Source organism: Paenibacillus barengoltzii NBRC 101215 (genome assembly GCF_004000745.1).
In the GTDB taxonomy this organism is placed as follows: domain Bacteria; phylum Bacillota; class Bacilli; order Paenibacillales; family Paenibacillaceae; genus Fontibacillus; species Fontibacillus barengoltzii.
This window is the reverse complement of record NZ_BILV01000099.1, coordinates 1-17,902: the sequence shown is the minus strand read 5'-3', so window position 1 is coordinate 17,902 and position 17,902 is coordinate 1. Positions and strand designations below refer to the sequence as shown.

The 17,902-nt window shown below is 54.0% G+C and carries 17 protein-coding genes and 7 tRNA genes; all 24 read left to right on the top strand.

Annotated elements, in window-relative coordinates:
- Positions 1-22 precede the first annotated feature (22 nt).
- The 24 genes from PBA01S_RS20675 to PBA01S_RS20560 all read left to right on the top strand — a co-directional run bounded on the left by PBA01S_RS20675 (position 23) and on the right by PBA01S_RS20560 (position 17,832).
- Positions 23-99: transfer RNA gene (locus PBA01S_RS20675), tRNA-Met, on the top strand.
- A gap of 9 nt (positions 100-108) precedes the next feature.
- Positions 109-184 (top strand) — tRNA-Val (locus PBA01S_RS20670).
- A 34-nt stretch (positions 185-218) separates the two neighbouring features.
- A tRNA-Thr gene (locus PBA01S_RS20665) sits at positions 219-294 on the top strand.
- Between the two features lie 9 nt (positions 295-303).
- Positions 304-380, top strand: a tRNA-Asp gene (locus PBA01S_RS20660).
- 83 nt (positions 381-463) lie between these two features.
- Positions 464-536, top strand: a tRNA-Phe gene (locus tag PBA01S_RS20655).
- Positions 537-588: 52 nt separating this feature from the next.
- A tRNA-Tyr gene (locus PBA01S_RS20650) sits at positions 589-674 on the top strand.
- A gap of 8 nt (positions 675-682) precedes the next feature.
- Positions 683-755: transfer RNA gene (locus tag PBA01S_RS20645), tRNA-Lys, on the top strand.
- Positions 756-889: 134 nt separating this feature from the next.
- Entirely contained in the window at positions 890-1,990 is a 1,101-nt protein-coding gene (locus PBA01S_RS20640) for a PucR family transcriptional regulator (protein ID WP_255315403.1), read from the top strand.
- Positions 1,991-2,124: 134 nt separating this feature from the next.
- Positions 2,125-3,246 carry an ABC transporter ATP-binding protein gene (locus PBA01S_RS20635; RefSeq protein ID WP_016314057.1) on the top strand — a complete coding sequence of 374 codons (1,122 nt, stop codon included), beginning with the start codon at positions 2,125-2,127 and terminating at the stop codon, positions 3,244-3,246.
- A gap of 261 nt (positions 3,247-3,507) precedes the next feature.
- Positions 3,508-4,449 (top strand): HPr(Ser) kinase/phosphatase, encoded by a 942-nt coding sequence (hprK, locus tag PBA01S_RS20630; RefSeq protein ID WP_016314056.1) that lies wholly within the window; start codon positions 3,508-3,510, stop codon positions 4,447-4,449.
- An 11-nt stretch (positions 4,450-4,460) separates the two neighbouring features.
- Positions 4,461-5,501, top strand: coding sequence for a prolipoprotein diacylglyceryl transferase (gene lgt, locus PBA01S_RS20625; RefSeq protein ID WP_028540053.1), 1,041 nt, complete (start codon positions 4,461-4,463; stop codon positions 5,499-5,501).
- A 7-nt stretch (positions 5,502-5,508) separates the two neighbouring features.
- Complete coding sequence (gene ppaX, locus PBA01S_RS20620; protein WP_085278954.1) at positions 5,509-6,162, top strand: pyrophosphatase PpaX; 654 nt, start codon at positions 5,509-5,511, stop codon at positions 6,160-6,162.
- Entirely contained in the window at positions 6,159-6,647 is a 489-nt protein-coding gene (locus PBA01S_RS20615; RefSeq protein WP_016314053.1) for an acyltransferase, read from the top strand. The genes ppaX and PBA01S_RS20615 overlap by 4 nt, the downstream gene beginning before the upstream one ends.
- A gap of 447 nt (positions 6,648-7,094) precedes the next feature.
- Entirely contained in the window at positions 7,095-8,312 is a 1,218-nt protein-coding gene (locus PBA01S_RS20610; protein WP_085278955.1) for an acyltransferase, read from the top strand.
- A 255-nt stretch (positions 8,313-8,567) separates the two neighbouring features.
- Positions 8,568-9,767, top strand: a complete 1,200-nt coding sequence (locus tag PBA01S_RS20605; protein ID WP_036701204.1) for an ATP phosphoribosyltransferase regulatory subunit — start codon at positions 8,568-8,570, stop codon at positions 9,765-9,767.
- A gap of 60 nt (positions 9,768-9,827) precedes the next feature.
- Positions 9,828-10,448 carry an ATP phosphoribosyltransferase gene (gene hisG, locus PBA01S_RS20600; protein WP_371859558.1) on the top strand — a complete coding sequence of 207 codons (621 nt, stop codon included), beginning with the start codon at positions 9,828-9,830 and terminating at the stop codon, positions 10,446-10,448.
- A gap of 67 nt (positions 10,449-10,515) precedes the next feature.
- Entirely contained in the window at positions 10,516-11,826 is a 1,311-nt protein-coding gene (gene hisD / locus PBA01S_RS20595) for a histidinol dehydrogenase (RefSeq protein WP_085170377.1), read from the top strand.
- Positions 11,813-12,424: an imidazoleglycerol-phosphate dehydratase HisB gene (gene hisB, locus PBA01S_RS20590; protein ID WP_016314046.1), complete on the top strand. Its 612-nt coding sequence runs from the start codon at positions 11,813-11,815 to the stop codon at positions 12,422-12,424. The genes hisD and hisB overlap by 14 nt, the downstream gene beginning before the upstream one ends.
- A gap of 3 nt (positions 12,425-12,427) precedes the next feature.
- Positions 12,428-13,051: an imidazole glycerol phosphate synthase subunit HisH gene (gene hisH / locus PBA01S_RS20585; protein ID WP_127576634.1), complete on the top strand. Its 624-nt coding sequence runs from the start codon at positions 12,428-12,430 to the stop codon at positions 13,049-13,051.
- 593 nt (positions 13,052-13,644) lie between these two features.
- Positions 13,645-14,388 carry a 1-(5-phosphoribosyl)-5-[(5-phosphoribosylamino)methylideneamino]imidazole-4-carboxamide isomerase gene (gene hisA / locus PBA01S_RS20580; RefSeq protein WP_016314044.1) on the top strand — a complete coding sequence of 248 codons (744 nt, stop codon included), beginning with the start codon at positions 13,645-13,647 and terminating at the stop codon, positions 14,386-14,388.
- 69 nt (positions 14,389-14,457) lie between these two features.
- Complete coding sequence (gene hisF / locus PBA01S_RS20575) at positions 14,458-15,216, top strand: imidazole glycerol phosphate synthase subunit HisF (protein ID WP_028540045.1); 759 nt, start codon at positions 14,458-14,460, stop codon at positions 15,214-15,216.
- Positions 15,213-15,920 carry a bifunctional phosphoribosyl-AMP cyclohydrolase/phosphoribosyl-ATP diphosphatase HisIE gene (hisIE, locus tag PBA01S_RS20570; RefSeq protein ID WP_085278957.1) on the top strand — a complete coding sequence of 236 codons (708 nt, stop codon included), beginning with the start codon at positions 15,213-15,215 and terminating at the stop codon, positions 15,918-15,920. The genes hisF and hisIE overlap by 4 nt, the downstream gene beginning before the upstream one ends.
- Positions 15,921-15,937: 17 nt before the next feature.
- Entirely contained in the window at positions 15,938-16,768 is an 831-nt protein-coding gene (gene hisJ, locus PBA01S_RS20565) for a histidinol-phosphatase HisJ (protein WP_127576633.1), read from the top strand.
- Between the two features lie 116 nt (positions 16,769-16,884).
- Positions 16,885-17,832 (top strand): ribose-phosphate diphosphokinase, encoded by a 948-nt coding sequence (locus PBA01S_RS20560; protein WP_016314040.1) that lies wholly within the window; start codon positions 16,885-16,887, stop codon positions 17,830-17,832.
- The last annotated feature ends 70 nt before the right edge of the window (positions 17,833-17,902 follow it).

Genomic DNA, 17,902 nt, shown 5'->3' with positions numbered 1-17,902 from the left:
CCATTTGTACAAGCTTAACTGTGGCGGCGTAGCTCAGCTGGCTAGAGCGTACGGTTCATACCCGTGAGGTCGGGGGTTCGATCCCCTCCGCCGCTACCATAATATTTCGGAGGCTTAGCTCAGCTGGGAGAGCATCTGCCTTACAAGCAGAGGGTCGGGGGTTCGATCCCCTCAGCCTCCACCATGTTCTTTATTTGAAACATCATAATTTACACCGTGCCGGTGTAGCTCAATTGGTAGAGCAACTGACTTGTAATCAGTAGGTTGGGGGTTCAAGTCCTCTCGCCGGCACCATTCTCTTGCGGAGCCGTGGTGTAGAGGCCTAACATGCCTGCCTGTCACGCAGGAGACCGCGGGTTCGAATCCCGTCGGCTCCGCCATTTATTTGAATATTTCCACCGTAAAGTGGGAAAGTGTTCAACTTCACCGCTTTATTTTTTTGGGTTTTTACCGTGTAATGTATGGCTCGGTAGCTCAGTTGGTAGAGCAGAGGACTGAAAATCCTCGTGTCGGCGGTTCGATTCCGTCCCGAGCCACTTTTATGCTTCCAGCATCAGATTGGACTGAGCTGGGTAGCATAACACATATGGAGGCTTAGCGAAGTGGCCAAACGCAGCAGACTGTAAATCTGTTCTCTTACGAGTTCGGTGGTTCGAATCCATCAGCCTCCACCAGTTTATATGAGCCATTAGCTCAGTTGGTAGAGCACCTGACTTTTAATCAGGGTGTCGAAGGTTCGAGTCCTTCATGGCTCATGATCCAAAGCCGTTAACCTTAGGGTTGACGGCTTTTTTGCGCGTTCGGCAGGACGAGGATTTAGGTTTGCTCCGGCAGTTATGATAAAATAAGTCTAATAAACTCGAAAACGCATAGAAAGAAAGGCTACGCTATGGAGATCAAATTGCTAAAACAACAAGTGGAGAGCGTCATCGGTACATCGCTGTCGGAGAGCGTATGGGAGACAAAGGACTGGAACGATATTGTAAAAGCGGCGAATCCTATGGAATCCGGTCCATATCGCGTAAATGAGCGATGGATATGGTTCGTCGAGCAGCATCAAGGAGGCGTGCGTGTACTTGAATCGGAGGTTGCCAAAGTAACGGATTCTGAAGCCCGGTTAATTCAAATGCTCCTGACGGCTGCCCGAGAGCCGGCAACGCCTTCCTCTAACTTGAAGCGAGAGGATGAAATGCGCAGTATTCAGTTGGGGGAGTGGCTGGAGGAACGCTTGGAGCAAGGGGAACTGACTCAACCGTTGCCTGATCACTTGACCTTGAAGGCGAAGCTCAAGGGGAGGATGTTGCCCTTTTTACTGAGTTGGGAAAGTTCGGGGCAAGGGCAGGCAATTTCTTTTTCAAAGCTAAACAAGCTGTTGAAGAGCTACTTCGGGGGCGAAGTGGTTCTGGCTCCGCTGAAGGAGGCGTGGCTGATTCTCCTGGGTGAAGAGCTGTTTATGAGCCTGCGGGAGGAGAGCGAAGAGGCGGCGGAAACGGAACGCGACCTGATGGCTGCCTTATGCCAAGGCTTGTACGAGCTGGTGACCAACGAATGGGTTGGAGGATTTCACCTTACGGTCGGGAGCGCCTTAATTGCTGAGAATGAATTGGTGTCTGCTACGTTGTTTTTGCGTCAGACGTTGGCCCTCGGGCGAATGTTTAATGTAACAGATCCCATCCATTTTCCTTGGGAACTGAGGCTGGAGCGGCTGGTGTACAGCATACCGGAAGAGCAACGCCGGCAATTTGCTTTGGAGCTTGGGGATCGTGCAGATTTGCTGCAGGATGTGGAGATTCGAACCACGCTTGAGACGTTTTTTGCCCTGGACTGCAATGTGAGTGAGACCGCGAAACGGCTATATATTCACCGGAACACGTTATTATATCGCATGGATAAATTCAAACAGGAAACCGGGTTGGATGTCAGAACGTTTAATGACGCAGTTTTGGTCAAGCTCGAGCTGCTATTGTATAAAGTGACGAAAAGGCTTTAAGATTTTTGTGCAGTTTGTGGATGGATGGGCAACCCCCTATCGTCTAATATATAAATATAAAATGTATCCGATTTCATAAAGCATAGAACCAATACCCTAATACCACCAAATTAAAGTAATGGGAGGACGAAGACATGGCAGGCGTACGTTTAGAACACATTTACAAAAAATACCCGGGTGCTGCTAAAGCAACTGTAGAAGACATCAACCTTGATATTAAGGATAAGGAATTCCTCGTACTGGTAGGACCTTCCGGTTGCGGTAAATCCACAACGCTTCGGATGATCGCTGGTTTGGAAGAAATTACAGAAGGTAAATTGTACATCGGCGACCGCGTCGTAAACGACGTTGCTCCGAAAGACCGCGACATCGCGATGGTATTCCAATCCTACGCGCTGTATCCGCACATGAACGTATATCAAAACATGGCGTTCGGTTTGAAACTGCGTAAAGTGAAGAAAGATGAAATCGACCGTCGCGTTCGCGAAGCAGCTAAAATTCTCGACATCGAGCATTTGCTGGATCGCAAACCGAAAGCTCTTTCCGGTGGTCAACGTCAACGGGTTGCCTTGGGCCGCGCCATTGTCCGCGATCCTCAAGTGTTCCTGATGGACGAACCGCTTTCCAACTTGGATGCTAAACTGCGCGGTCAAATGCGCGCGGAAATCACGAAGCTGGTTAAACGTCTGGAAACGACTTGCATCTACGTAACACATGACCAAATCGAAGCTATGACGATGGGTGACCGGATCGTTGTTATGCATGACGGTATCATCCAACAAGCTGCTTCTCCAGAAGAGCTGTACAACCAACCAGGCAACATCTTCGTAGCTGGCTTTATCGGTTCGCCTACGATGAACTTCGTGAACGGTACTTTGGTGGAAGAAGCAGGCACCGTTCGTTTCAGAGCTACCAACATGGATGTTGTTGTGCCTCAAGGTAAAGCAACAATCCTGAGAGATAAAGGCTACATCGGCAAAGACGTTATCATGGGTATTCGTCCTGAGGACATCCATGAAGAGCCAGTATTCCTGGAAGCTTCGCCGCAAACGACCTTTACTGCTAACGTGTATCTGACGGAAAACCTGGGTCACGAAATGCAATTGTACCTGAACGGTGCAGGCAGCGACGGCCTGATCGCTCGTGTAGACGGCCGTTCCAATACACGTGAAGGCGACAACGTTAAACTGGCGATCGATATGAACAAAATTCATATCTTCGACAAAGAAACAGAACGCAACGTGTTCTTCAGCTAATTTGTTACGCGATGAAGAAACCGCCCTTCGGGGCGGTTTTTTTTGTTAGGCAGGGGCAAAAAAGCTGCAGTAGGGCGATTCCTAGGCGGCTCACGGCCCAATGATTGATTTACGTGACAATTTCCTATACGATGAATACATTGAGTGATCTCGAACCAAGATGAATTAATGCCTTAATTCAGGCAGCTGATATCGGAGCCGGAGCTCGTTAGTTGACGAGCACCCTCATGTTGAATGCCGGCAGGGGAAAGGAAGAGCACCATGGCTAAAAAAGTGAAAGTATCCGAATTAGTGAACCAATTCGGGCTCGAGGTGGTTTCCGGAGAGCAAGGGTTAAAACGTGCGATCACGGTCGACGATTTATATCGTCCGGGCTTGGAGATGGCCGGGTATTTTGAATACCATCCGCCGGAGCGCGTTCAGATTCTGGGGAAAACCGAGCTGGCCTTCTTCGAGATGCTACCGGAGAAGGAACGGAAAGATCGCATGGAGCGGTTATGCAGCAGCGATGAGACGCCTTGTATCATCGTTACCCGCTCTTGGAAGGTACCTGAGGAACTGATTGAGATCAGTTCAGAGAAGCAAATCCCAGTCCTTCGCAGCAGCATGGCGACGACAATCCTGTCGAGCCGGATCACCAGCTTCCTGGAACGGAAGCTGGCGCCAACCGCGACGATTCACGGGGTTCTCGTTGACGTCTATGGCGTGGGGATGCTAATTACCGGCAGCAGCGGTATCGGGAAGAGTGAAACGGCCCTCGAACTGGTGAAGCGCGGACACCGTCTGATTGCGGACGATGCGGTAGAAATCCGGCAAACGTCGGATAACCAATTACACGGTACAGCACCTGAACTCATTCGCCACCTGCTTGAGATCCGCGGCGTGGGGATCATCAACGTCATGACGTTGTTTGGTGCCGGGGCCATCCGCAACAACAAGCGAATTTCGCTGGTTGTCAGACTGGAAGCTTGGCAACAAGAGAAGCAGTATGACCGATTAGGTCTGGATGAAGAGACGACGCGGATTATCGATACCGATGTCCCTCTGGTGACGATCCCGGTGCGTCCTGGACGGAACTTGGCCGTCATTATCGAGGTTGCCGCGATGAACTTCCGTTTGAAGCGAATGGGGTACAACGCTGCGCTGCAGTTTACGACAAAACTGACCGAAACGATTTCAGAAGATATCGACGATTTGGAGTAGGAGCGTGAACGATGGGCACTTTGTTATTAGACCCGATCGCTTTTTCCATCGGGGGCTTGAAAGTACACTGGTATGGCCTGATACTGGGCTGCGCGGCTTTGGTCGGCCTTCTGTTAGCCGTTTGGGAAGGGAAGCGGTTCCGCATCCCTCAGGAATTTTTTATGGACTTGCTGTTATTGGGCGTACCGTCGGCGATTGTCGCCGCGCGGATTTATTACGTCGCGTTTATGTGGGACGATTACAAGGATAACTTCTGGGATGTATTTAAAATCTGGAACGGCGGTATCGCCATTTACGGGGCGCTGATCGGCGCGATCATCTGCGCGGTGATCTTTGTTCGGCGTCGCGGCTATAACTTCTGGCGGATCGCTGATATTTGTGCGCCTTCCCTGATTGTGGGGCAGATGATTGGGCGCTGGGGGAACTTCGTGAACCAGGAAGCTTATGGCGGACCAACAACGGAGAGCTTCCTTCGCGACAACCTGCATTTACCTTCATTTATTGTGAATCAAATGAACGTGCAGGGGACATTCCATCACCCGACGTTTCTGTATGAATCGTTGTGGAACCTGGTGGGCTTGATCTTACTAATGATTTTGCGGAGACAGAAATTTTTGCGCGCAGGGGAATTGTTCGCCTCGTATTTCATCTGGTATTCGATCGGACGATTCTTCATTGAAGCGTTGCGGACGGACAGCTTAGCGTTCCAGGGAGCATCCTGGCTAGCGTCGTTCGTGAATGGGCTCTGGACGCCAATGACCTGGCTTGGATTCGAACAAGGGTATCTGGCGCCTTCTTACGGCAACGTTCGCATTTCCCAGCTGCTTGCCTTGGGCATTGTGGTTGCGGCGATCATCTTCATTATCGTACGTCGCAGTACCGTTCGTGACCTGCCGTATTACAGTGATCCTATTACATCTACGAAAGTCGCCGCAGCGGATGCTTTGCCGGTAATGGGTGGAGCGGCTGAATCTGAGCAAGCGAAGCTGTCTAAGACGGAGGAAACGACCGTGGAGGAGTTGGCGGAAGCGCCGGAAGACAAGAAGGAGTAGCAGCCACATGATAAACACCGTGTTATTTGATCTTGATGGAACGATAATCGATACCAATGAACTTATCATTACAAGCTTTTTGCATGTTATCGAAAAGCATGGTTTACAGCCGCGTACTCGGGAAGAAATCATTCCGCATATGGGGCAAACGTTAGAGCACCAGTTGCAAGTGTTCTCAGGGCGTGATGATGTAGCGGATCTGGTAGCAGATTACCGAAAATACAACCGGGAACGCCATGATGAACTGATCCGTGAATTTCCCCAGGTCAAAGAAGTGATCTCCGATTTGCACGAACGGGGGATCACAATGGGGATTGTCACGACGAAGATTAAGGAGACCACGATGCTCGCCTTAAACATGTTCGGGTTAAAGCCGTACATGAAATCGATCGTGACGGTGGAGGATGTGAAGCATCCCAAGCCGCATCCTGAGCCGATTCTGACGGCGTTGCGCGAGCTGGGCGCTGATCCGGCACACACGTTGATGGTGGGCGATAGTGCCGCCGATCTGCAATGTGCGAAGGCAGCGGGTGTGAAGGCAGCCGGTGTAGCTTGGTCGTTGAAAGGCGAGGCGGTACTGCGCCAGTATCATCCGGATTACATCCTGCAAGAGATGCGAGATCTCTATGGAATCCTAGGTTTGGAGCCGGTGAGATCGTGAGACGAGTGAGGCGTTATCCGGTTGAAGGACCCAACGCACTCTGGCAGCTGTACCGGACGGTAAGCCCTTGGAAGGGCGTCCGGAACTTTATTTTTATCCAAATCGCCCGGTATTGCCCGATATTATCGCTGAAGAACGCCATTTACCGTCGGGTTCTCGGCATGAAGGTGGGCGAGCACACCGCGTTTGGGTTGATGGTGATGGTGGATGTGTTTTTCCCGGAGCTGATTACGGTGGGACGCAATTCGGTGATCGGGTACAACACGACGATTCTCGCCCACGAGTATTTGATCAAGGAATACCGCCTGGGTGAGGTGCGGATCGGCGATGAGGTGATGATTGGTGCGAACAGCACAATCCTCCCGGGTGTGACCATCGGAGACGGTGCAGTCGTCGCCGCCGGATCAGTGGTACATAAGGACGTGGCTCCGGGCACGTTTGTTGGCGGGAACCCGCTGCGGGTGCTGGAGCGGAAGAATCCCTAGATTGTGGGCGTGTCCTATGTCATCATCCGGAGTCCGAATTGGCTCAGCCCGCCTCTGCGGGCGCGCTAACGCTGACCAGGAGCGCTATTTTGCTGATTTTGGTGCTTTGGAATTTCTAACGACGCTGAGACACGCTATTTCGTGAAAAACACCTGAATTCGTCAGCAGAATGGAGCAATAAGCATTGTGATAAGCGTTAGAATCGTAATACGTTGATTTTAACTGCAATAAGGTTTGTGATAAGCGTTAGAAATAAAAGCGGTCCTTGAACCAGGGAATTTGCCGGGTGGGACCGCTTTTGTGTGTTTTATTTGAGTTTGATCTTGAACGGTTTTATGCATATTCAAATTCTGGTATAGTGGAGAGAGTGAACTAGAAACATTTGTAAAGTTTAGATGTCTAGTACGTAAATCAGGCTTCTTTTAATTATGAACAGGAGTTGGTTGAGTGAGCAAGGTGGTCAAGGAACGTTTGCCGCAGTTGGATATCTTTCGTGCGTTAGCGATCTTCAGCGTCATCCAGGTGCACGCTTCATCGTTCGCGGCGGCAGAACAAGCGCTGAATTCACCGGTCTACTACTTTTATAATTGGATGAACATTTTCTTTAAAATCGGTACCCCGTCGTTTATCCTGCTAAGCAGTTTCGTCCTTTTTTACAATTATTACGATCAGCCGATTAGCCGCAAGCTGGTAAGCAAATTCTACAAGAAGCGCTTGACCTATATCATCTTGCCCTATCTCCTGGTCTCCTGTTGTTATTTCATGTTGATTGCGCTTTACCGCAACGATTTTGTCAATAATTCCAAGCTGTATGAATTGAAGTCGTTAGGGACGGCGCTCCTGACGGGTACAGCGTATACCCACCTCTACTTCGTATTTATCAGCATACAGTTCTACCTGTTGTTCCCGCTCTTCTTGTGGTTATTCCAGTCCTTCCGAAATCACCGCTTCTTGATTGCGCTCATTTTGCCTTTGGGTCTGGCGCTGCAGTGGGGCTTCGTATTCTGGAACAAATACCAGCTACATCTGCCGAATAAAGGGAGCTACGCACTGAGCTATATGGGGTATTACATGTTGGGGGCAGTGCTGGCGATTTACTTCAGCAAATTGAAGAGTTGGCTGAAAACGGACTGGAAGCAAATGCCCCAATCCCACAAAGGATGGACTGCCGCGTTGTGGATCGGATGGCTAGTTGTTGCCTTCGTTCATGTCCAGATCTGGTATGTATACCGCCAAGGTTATGCTTCGCCCAACACCCTATGGTTTGAATTGTTATGGAACGTTCACACGATGTTCTCGGCGTTAGTGCTGCTCAAACTGTCATTCTCCATTCAGCGAAGAGGCTCCGCCTTCTGGGTTCGGTCGCTGACTCGGGTGGGGGAGCTCTCCTTCGGGATCTATCTGTTCCATCCTGTCGTGTTGTTCGCGTACCGGCTCTTCTGGAATGAACAACGGCTGCCGGGGGCTTCTTACGGCTACCTGGTTTACATCATTGTGGGTTCCCTCGCAGCGCTATTCCTTTCATGGGGGTTTGTGCAGCTTAGTTTCCGGCGGCTGCCGTTTGCCGCATGGTTTCTGGGGAGTGTACCGGCTTCCTTGCGCAAAAATAAACCGTCCGAACGGCAGGAAAGCGGGCAAAGACCATCTGTTGGTGCAAATACGTAACTTCGATCAGTTGAACCGGTTCGGGCATACCCGGCCGGTTTTTTTGCATGGAGTGGGAAGTCGCAAGGGTTTTGGCTCATGCTTGGGGAATACTGTAGGGCAGGTTAATTTGAGACGTAGGATCCGGAGAGAAGCAATTGACGGTCGAAAAGAAATTATGATAAAATTGGGCTACTCTTTAATTTGGTAGTATGGTAGTACTTTAATATAATAAAGAAATTTTATATAAGAGAGAAAAACGGTGAGGTGAAACACTTGTCGAAACCAAAAGGCTTTGAAAAACCGGCGGGTGTCCGCGATTATCTGCCTTTTGCCGTGGATAAGCTGCGGGCGATCGAACGGCGTGTGCTGGATTGCATGGCCGGCTGGGGATACCGGCAAATTATGACGCCTACAATGGAATATTACGATACCGTGGGCGTAGCCAGCTCGACGTCGGATCAGAAGCTGTTTAAATTGTTAAATAACCGGGGGACCACGATGGTGCTCCGTTCCGATATGACGGCGCCCATCGCGCGGGTCGTCGCTTCTTTGTTGAAGGAAGAGCCGTTGCCGCTTCGCTTGTCGTATCACGCCAACGTCTTCCGGGCGATTGAGGAAGAAGCAGGAAGGGAAGCGGAGTTTTATCAAACGGGCGTCGAATTGGTTGGCGATGATTCCCCGGATGCGGACGCTGAGGTGATTGCGCTGGCCGTAGCCTCGTTGCAGGCAGCGGGCGTGAAGTCATTTAAGATCGCGGTTGGGCATGTTGGCTTCCTGAATGGTCTGCTGGAGGATGCGGTCCCGGGCCGGGAGGATATTCAGGAGGCGTTAAAGGCCGGGCTGTTGCATCGCGATTTTGTAGGCTATCGGGAGACACTCTCCCAGTTATCTCTCTCGCAGGAGCAGCGTGATGAGCTGGAAGGGATTCTCCGTCTGCGCGGCGGTAAAGAAATTTGCGGCCAAGCGCTGGAGCTGAGTGCCAATCCGCTAGCCCAAGCCTCAGTTCAGCATCTGAGTCAGGTGTGGGATGCTTTGGAGGACTTTGGCGTAGCCGAACATGTGATGATCGATCTGACGATGATCGGAGATTTCTCCTATTATACGGGGATGACGTTTGAGGGCTATGCTGCAGAGCTGGGGTTCCCGGTGTGCAGCGGCGGTCGGTATGACAATCTGCTGCAGCAGTTCGGACGGCCGGCACCAGCTACCGGATTCTCGCTCAAGACGAACCGGATTCTCGACGGAGTTGGCGGGCTGGAGACGGAACCGGAGCTGCCGGTGGTGCTGCAGTATGACGCGCCGAACCGGAAGCGGGCGTTCGCCGAAGCGGAGCGGTTGCGCAGTGAAGGCCGCAGCGTACTGATGCGCCGTGCAGAGGGGCCGGAAGATCTGCTCAGCGCCCCGGAGTCGACGCGGAAGGCGGGACCGCTGGGACCAACATACGGCGATATCCTGACGTTCGTCAGCTTTTGAGTGAAGGCAGCTGCCTGAGAAGGAGGGCACAATCCATTGAATCAAATTATTAAAGTCGCAATGCCTAAGGGGCGTATTTATAAAAAAGCTTCCGCCTTATTCCGCGAGGCGGGTATCGAGATTCCAGATGATGTAGATGAAACGCGCAAGCTGGTCATTCCGCTGCCGGACATCGGCATGGAGTTCATCCTTGCGAAGCCGGTCGATGTGCCAACGTACGTGGAATACGGCGTGGCCGATATCGGGATCGTTGGTAAAGACGTGCTGATGGAGGAAAATCGGGATGTTTACGAGCTGCTTGACCTTGGCATCGCGCGTTGCCGCATGTCGGTGATTGCGCTGCCCGATTGGAAGCCGGGGATTCAGCAACGGGTGGCTACGAAGTATCCGAACGTGGCGTCGCAGTTCTTCCGCGAGCACGGACAGCAGGTTGAGGTCATTAAGCTGAACGGCTCGATCGAGCTGGCACCGCTCATCGGTTTGGCGGACCGGATCGTGGATATGGTGGAGACCGGGCAGACGTTGAAGGAGAACGGATTAGTTGAGCTGGAGAAGATCTTTGACATCACCAGCCGTTTGGTGGCGAACCGAGTCAGCTATCGGATGAAAAACGCCGAGATTCAGGCCGTGTGCGATGCGCTGAGCAAAGTGATTCAGCGGGATGAAGTCTCGCAGCCTTGAGCTTGGGACGGGCCAAGGGCAGATACAAGAATTTATAAGGATGAAGAAAGCAGGGGGATGCCGGATGATGAAACTGGTATCGGCACAGGATTTTGATTTGCGGCGGGAAGTGGAATATGGCTCGCCGGAGCAAAACGAAGCGGTTAAAGCGATCGTCCAAGCGGTTAAAGCGGAAGGGGACGCGGCCTTGCTTCGGTACACGGAGCAATTTGACGGCATGAAGCTGGAGGCGTCCGGGCTGCGCGTGACGAAGGAGGAGCTGGAGGCGGCATATGCGGCTGTGGAGCCGTCGTTTGTAACAGCGATCCGGGGGGCGGCCCAGAACATCCGGGCGTTCCATGCCCGGCAGAAGCGCAATTCCTGGATGGACTTGCAGCCGGATGGGAGCTTACTGGGTCAAATCATCCGCCCGTTAAAGCGGGTTGGCGTGTACGTTCCTGGCGGGAAGGCGGCTTATCCGTCTTCCGTGCTCATGAACGTGATTCCGGCACAGGTGGCCGGCGTGCCGGAGATCGTGATGGTGACGCCGCCGGCGACGGGCGGCAAAGCGGGGATCGACCCGTACATTCTCGTGGCGGCGGCCGAAGCCGGCGTGCACGAGATCTATCGGGTCGGCGGGGCCCAAGCGATTGCGGCGCTCGCTTATGGCACGGACACGATCCGGCCCGTGGATAAGATTTGCGGGCCGGGGAACATTTACGTCGCGCTTGCCAAACGCGAAGTGTACGGTGTCGTCGATATCGACAGTATCGCCGGTCCTAGTGAAATCGCCGTGCTGGCCGATGACAGCGCCGATCCCGCCTATGTGGCGGCGGATCTGCTGTCCCAGGCCGAGCACGATGAGATGGCGTCGGCGATCCTCGTGACGCCGTCGGAGGCGTTTGCGAAGGCGTGCCAAGCCGAGGTGGCGCGGCAGCTTGCCGCGCTGCCGCGCAAGGCGATCGCCGGAGCTTCGATCGAGCGCTACGGTGCGATCATCCTCGTCGATTCGATCGAAGCGGGGATCGACGTGATTAATCAGCTGGCGCCGGAGCATTTTGAGCTGATCGTGGACAATCCGATGGGCTATCTGGGCCGGGTGGAAAATGCCGGGGCAATTTTCCTCGGACCGTACAGCTCGGAGCCGGTGGGGGATTATTTTGCCGGGCCGAACCATATCATTCCGACCAACGGTACGGCGCGATTCTCGTCACCGGTAGACGTGGACGATTTTATTAAGAAATCCAGTTTGATTTACTATAGCAAGGAAGCGCTGCTGGAGAACGGGGCTACCATTATGGAGCTGGCGCGGCGGGAAGGGCTGGAAGGCCATGCCCGGGCGATCGAAATCCGGTTGCAGCAAGAAGGAAAGGCGGGGAACGAAGATGGCCAACAGTAACGGGGGAGCGGCGCCACGCCAAGCGAGCATCAGCCGCACAACGAATGAAACAGATATTCAACTGACCTTTGCGGTGGACGGGAGCGGGAACGCGCAGTTGGAGACGGACGTGCCTTTTTTGAACCATATGCTGGATTTGTTCACGAAGCACGGACATTTTGATCTCTCGGTCCAGGCGCGCGGCGATATCGAAATCGATGATCATCATACGGTGGAGGATATCGGCATTTGTCTGGGGCAGGTGATTCGGGAGGCGCTGGGCGATAAAAAAGGGATCAAACGTTATTCCAGCGTGTTTATTCCGATGGATGAGGCGTTGGCCCAGGTGGTGATTGACGTCAGCAACCGTCCGCATTTCGAATACCGTGCGGAGTATCCTTCGGACCGCGTGGGCAGCTTCGACGTGCAGCTCGTTCATGAGTTTCTATGGAAGCTGGCGCTGGAGGCACGGATTACGCTGCATGTGATCGTGCATTATGGCCAGAATACGCACCACATGATCGAAGCGGTGTTCAAAGCGCTGGGACGGGCGCTGGATGAGGCGACGAGCATTGATCCGCGCGTCAACGGGGTGCCGTCGACGAAGGGAGTGCTGTAGCCGATGAAGATTGCCATCGTCGATTACGGGATGGGCAACCTGCACAGCGTGAGCAAGGCGGTGGAGCGCCTCGGCTACGAGGGTACGATTACTGGAGACGAGGCGCAGATTCTGGCGGCGGACGGCGTGCTGTTGCCGGGCGTCGGAGCTTTTGGTGACGCGATGAAGCATCTGCGCGCGTCGGGCTTGGACGCCGTGGTGCGGCAGGCGGCCGCTGGGGGAACACCGCTGCTCGGCATCTGCCTCGGGATGCAGCTGCTCTTCGGTGAGAGCGAAGAGCATGGGCTCAACGAGGGGCTGGGCTTGCTGCCGGGCCGCGCGGTGCGGTTTGCGGGCACCGAGGGGTACAAGGTGCCGCATATGGGCTGGAACCGGCTGTCGTTCCTGCAGCCGGGGAATCCGCTGCTCGCCGGGCTGGAAGAGGGACATGTGTACTTCGTCCATTCTTATCACGTGTTGGCGGAGCAGCCGGGGGATGTGCTGGCCGTGACCGACTACGGCCATCCGGTGACCGCCATCGTCGGCCGCGGCAACGTCTTCGGGATGCAGTTCCATCCCGAGAAGAGCGGCGAGCTCGGCATGGCGTTGCTGCGCAATTTCCTGACGCTGGTGGAGCGGCAGGGATAATGCCGCGAGATCGACGCGCAGGCAGCAGGTAATCGTCAGTTAGACGCAGTTGAAGTCCTCGGCGCGCTTAGGGCACTTGCAGCAAGGGACGCCTGAAGTGTCTAGGGGGTTGGGCGCGAAGGATGCAAGTAAGCGCCAGCTAGACGCATTTGAAGCTCTCGGCGCGCGCTTGGAGCACTCGCGGGCAAGGGACGTCCTGAAGCTTGAGGCGCTGGGTGCGAAGAGGGGTGGGGTGCACACGAAGCACACGATGCTACACGATGCGCCCCTGCTGCCAGCTGTTAACGTGGCTGTGTATAGAGCTATTCGAAGGTAGCGGTAATTTATGGCCTTATTTTGGCAGGTAGATAGGCTTTGTCGAGAATTAGCGGTAAAAAGTGGCGTTATCTGAGGTCCGGTTGCTTGAATCCAAGGATTTTGGCTGAAATAGCGCCAAGAAATACCGTTAGTCTCATGGAGAGGCAGATTTGCGTTGAAATAACACCATAAATTACCGCTATTTCAGAACGGGAGCCACATGGATCTTTAAACTTAAGGGAAGTGCGGAATTTTAAATATTCATTCTAACCATGAACGGCGGGAGGTACGAACATATGTCATCTTTTATTATTTATCCGGCGATCGACATTCGCGGCGGAAAATGTGTGCGATTGGTCCAGGGCGATTATGATCGTGAAACGGTGTATAACGCGAACCCGGTTGAGGTGGCCCGTTCTTGGGAAGCCCAAGGCGGGTCGTTTATCCATTTGGTCGATTTAGATGGGGCGAAGGCGGGGCATCCGGTTAACGATGAGCTGATCGGCGAGATCGCTCGCACCGTACAGGTGCCAGTACAGGTCGGCGGCGGCCTGCGCACGCTGGACGACGTAAAGCGCCTGTTGTCGCTGGGTGTGAGCCGGGTCATTCTCGGGACGGCAGCGATTGAGGACCGGGCGTTCACGGAGGCGGTGCTGGGCACCTATGGCGATCAAGTCGCCATCGGCATTGATGCCCGGAACGGCTTCGTCGCAACTCGCGGTTGGCTGGAAACCTCCGAGGTTCAGGCAGAAGTGTTGGCGAAGGAGCTCGCGGCCAAAGGGGCGGAGACGTTTATTTTCACCGATATCTCCCGCGACGGGATGATGCAAGGGCCGAATGTGGAGGCGATTTTGTCGCTGGCTCAGGCATCTGGCAAGACGGTAATTGCCTCCGGCGGCGTCACGGTGCAGGACGATTTGCTGCGCCTCGCTGCCCACCGAGATCAAGGTGTCGGCGGAGCTATCGTTGGTAAGGCGCTGTACACGGGGAATATCGATCTGGCTCAGGCGATCGGGGCAATTGAAGCTTTGAATCGATGATCTTGAAATCGACGAAGTTGATCTCGAAATCGACGAATAGACGAATTACGGAAAGGAAGTCGAACCAGCATGCTCGCAAAGCGAATTATTCCCTGTCTGGACGTAAAGGACGGGCGGGTCGTCAAAGGCGTGAATTTTGTGAACCTGCGTGACGCCGGTGATCCGGTGGAGCTGGCCGCATTATATGATCGCGAGGGGGCGGATGAGCTTGTCTTTCTGGACATTTCCGCATCCCACGAAGGCCGGGCGACCATGATCGAGGTGGTGAAGCAGACGGCCGGGGAAATCGCCATCCCGTTTACGGTAGGCGGCGGGATCTCCCAGGTGGAGGATATGAAGCGTCTGCTCCGGGCCGGGGCCGATAAGATTGGCATTAATACGGCGGCGGTTATCAATCCAGATCTGATCTCGGACGGTGCACGCCGTTTTGGCTCCCAATGCATCGTTGTGGCTGTAGATGCCAAATATAACGCCGAGTGGGGCGAATGGGAAGTGTACACCCACGGAGGACGCAAACCAACGGGCATCCGGGCGCTGGAATGGGTGCGGGAAGCCGAGAAACGAGGCGCCGGGGAAATTCTGCTGACGAGCATGGACGCCGACGGCACCAAGGACGGATTTGATCTGCCTCTGACCAGCGCAGTGAGCCGGGCGGTAGGGATTCCGGTTATCGCCTCGGGCGGAGCAGGGAAGACGGAAGATTTCTACGAGGTATTTACCGAAGGACATGCGGATGCGGCGTTGGCGGCGACGATTTTTCACTATAAAGAAATTGCCATACCGGATTTAAAACAGGAGTTAAAAGCTAAAGGGGTGGAGATACGATGACCGCAGGAAATCAACAGGCTTTGCAGCTATCGCTTTCGATTGAAGCGTTGGAGCAGACGGTGAAGTGGGACGCAGCCGGTCTTGTGCCGGCCATTGTCCAGGATGCGCGCAGCAAGGAAGTGCTGATGCTGGCTTACATGAATCGCGAGTCGCTGCGTAAATCGGTGGAAACCGGCCAGACCTGGTTCTGGAGCCGGTCGCGCGCGGAGCTATGGAACAAAGGGGCGACCTCCGGCAACACGCAGCAGATCACGGCCTTGAAATATGATTGTGACGGCGACACGCTGCTGGTCGAGGTTATCGCGAACGGACCGGCTTGCCACACTGGAGAGTCTACTTGCTTCTATCGGACGGCTGCTGCTGCTGAGGTTGCTGCAACCTCCACGGGATCGGGAAGTACCGACGAGCGGTTCAAGGTGCTGGCTGAGCTGGAGCAGTTGATTGCCGAGCGTTACACGGAGCGTCCGGAAGGGGCGTATACCACGTATTTATTTGATAAGGGGCTCGATAAAATTCTCAAGAAGGTTGGCGAAGAGACCGCAGAATCGATCATTGCCGCTAAAAACGGAGACAACGATGAGCTGCGTTATGAAGTCAGCGACCTGATCTACCATCTGCTGGTGCTGCTGCGCGAGCGCAATTTGCCGCTGGATGAAATTATGCAGGAGCTGGAGCGTCGTCATGAACGGCCGCGGCGTGACTAAAGCGGAGGTGGGAACAAATGTTGATCGACTACCATACCCATCATGAACGTTGCGGGCATGCCGTTGGCACGCTGGAGGATTATATCCGCCGGGGAATCGAGATCGGATTGTCCCAGCTCGGTGTCTCTGACCATATGCCGTTGCTGCATGTGGATCCGGCTGCCTATTATCCGGAAATGGCGATGCCGATGGAGGAGTTGCCGCGGTACGTGGAGGAAGCTTTTCGTTTGAAGGACAAATACCGCGGGCAGATCGACGTACGCGTCGGCCTGGAGGGCGACTATATCGAAGGCTGGGAGGAAAAGATCGAACAGATCATCACGGGCTATCCGTGGGATTATGTGATCGGGTCGGTGCATTTTCTCGGGGAATGGGATGTATCGGATTTTCGCCAGGTTCACAACTGGGAAGAAAAGGATGTATTCGCGGTATATACGCAATACTATGATGCTGTGACCAAAGCCGCGCAAACCGGGTTGTATGATTTCCTTGGCCATCTCGACGTGATCAAGCGGTTTGGGTACAAGCCTGGGCCGGAGCTGGAGCAAGAGACGATTGCGCTGGAGCGGCGGGCCTTGGCTGCCGTGAAGGAAGCCGGAATCGCCATCGAGCTCAATGCTTCGGGGCTATCCAAGCCTTGCGCGGAGATGTTTCCCAGCGAGCGGATCTTGCAGGCGGCTATCGAGATGGGGATTCCGCTGACCGTAGGGTCGGATGCCCATGATCCCCAGAAGCTAAGCGAACATTTGGATCAAGCGCGAGCACTGCTGTATAAACTGGGAGTGCGGGAGTTGGCAACTTTCGAGGGCCGCAAGCGAACGATGATTCCTTTGAAAGCAGGGCAATAAGAGCTCCAGAGCCGCTATCTGGAAAATTCTGGACGACCAGGTTGAATCCATGTACGATAATCGTGTAGGAATGTCCAAGTCTGAAATGTCATAAATCAAGGATTCGGGAGGATGTTATGGAAGCCAAAATGCGCATGTTTTCCGGTTCGTCCAATCCGAAGCTGGTATCGGATATCTGCAGTCGGCTTGGGATCGAACCCGGAAAGGTGAAATTGTCGCGCTTCAAGAGCGGAGAAATTTATGTGCATTATGAGGAAAGTATCCGTAATTATGATGTGTTTCTCGTACAGTCGCTATCCCATCCGATCAATGAGTTGTTCGTCGAGCTCCTGGTGATGATCGATGCGGCCAAGCGGGCTTCCGCTCGCACGGTGAACGTCATCATGCCCTATTACGGCTACGCCCGGCAGGAGCGTAAATCGGCGCCGCGGGAACCGATCTCTGCCAAGCTGCTCGCTGATGTGCTGACGACGGCGGGGGCGAGTCGGGTCGTGACGATCGATTTGCACGCGCCGGCAATTCAGGGCTTCTTCAACATTCCGGTCGATCATTTGACCGCGTTAGACTTGATGACGGATTACCTGCGGGCTCAGCAAATTCCGAATCCCGTGATCGTCTCGCCGGATGCGGGACGGGCCTCGATGGCGGAGAAGCTGGCCAACGGGCTGGATTCGCCGTTTGCAATCATGATCAAGAAGCGTCCCGCACACAACCAGTCGGTGATCACGCATGTGATCGGTGATGTGTCCGGGCATACGCCAATCATCATCGAGGATTTGATCGACACGGGCTCCACAATTGTAAACGTTGTCGAAGGGTTGAAGGAACGGGGGGCGGCGGACGCCTATGTGTGCGCAACGCACGGGCTCTTCTCAGACAATGCCCTGGAGAAGCTGAAGCATCCCAATATCCGGCAAGTGGTCGTTACGGATTCGATTGCGCAGCCGGAGCTGCATTCGCCCCATGTGCAGGTGCTCTCTGTAGCGCCGATGTTGGCTCGGGCGACGCAGTTTATTCTAGAGGGCGGTTCGATCGCCGCTTTGTTCAAAGATCGGGGGATTTAACCGTCCATCTCGTTCGATGAGAAAGCCGCTTAGGAAGCGGCTTTTTTTTGTTGGGCGTGCCCAGCTAAGC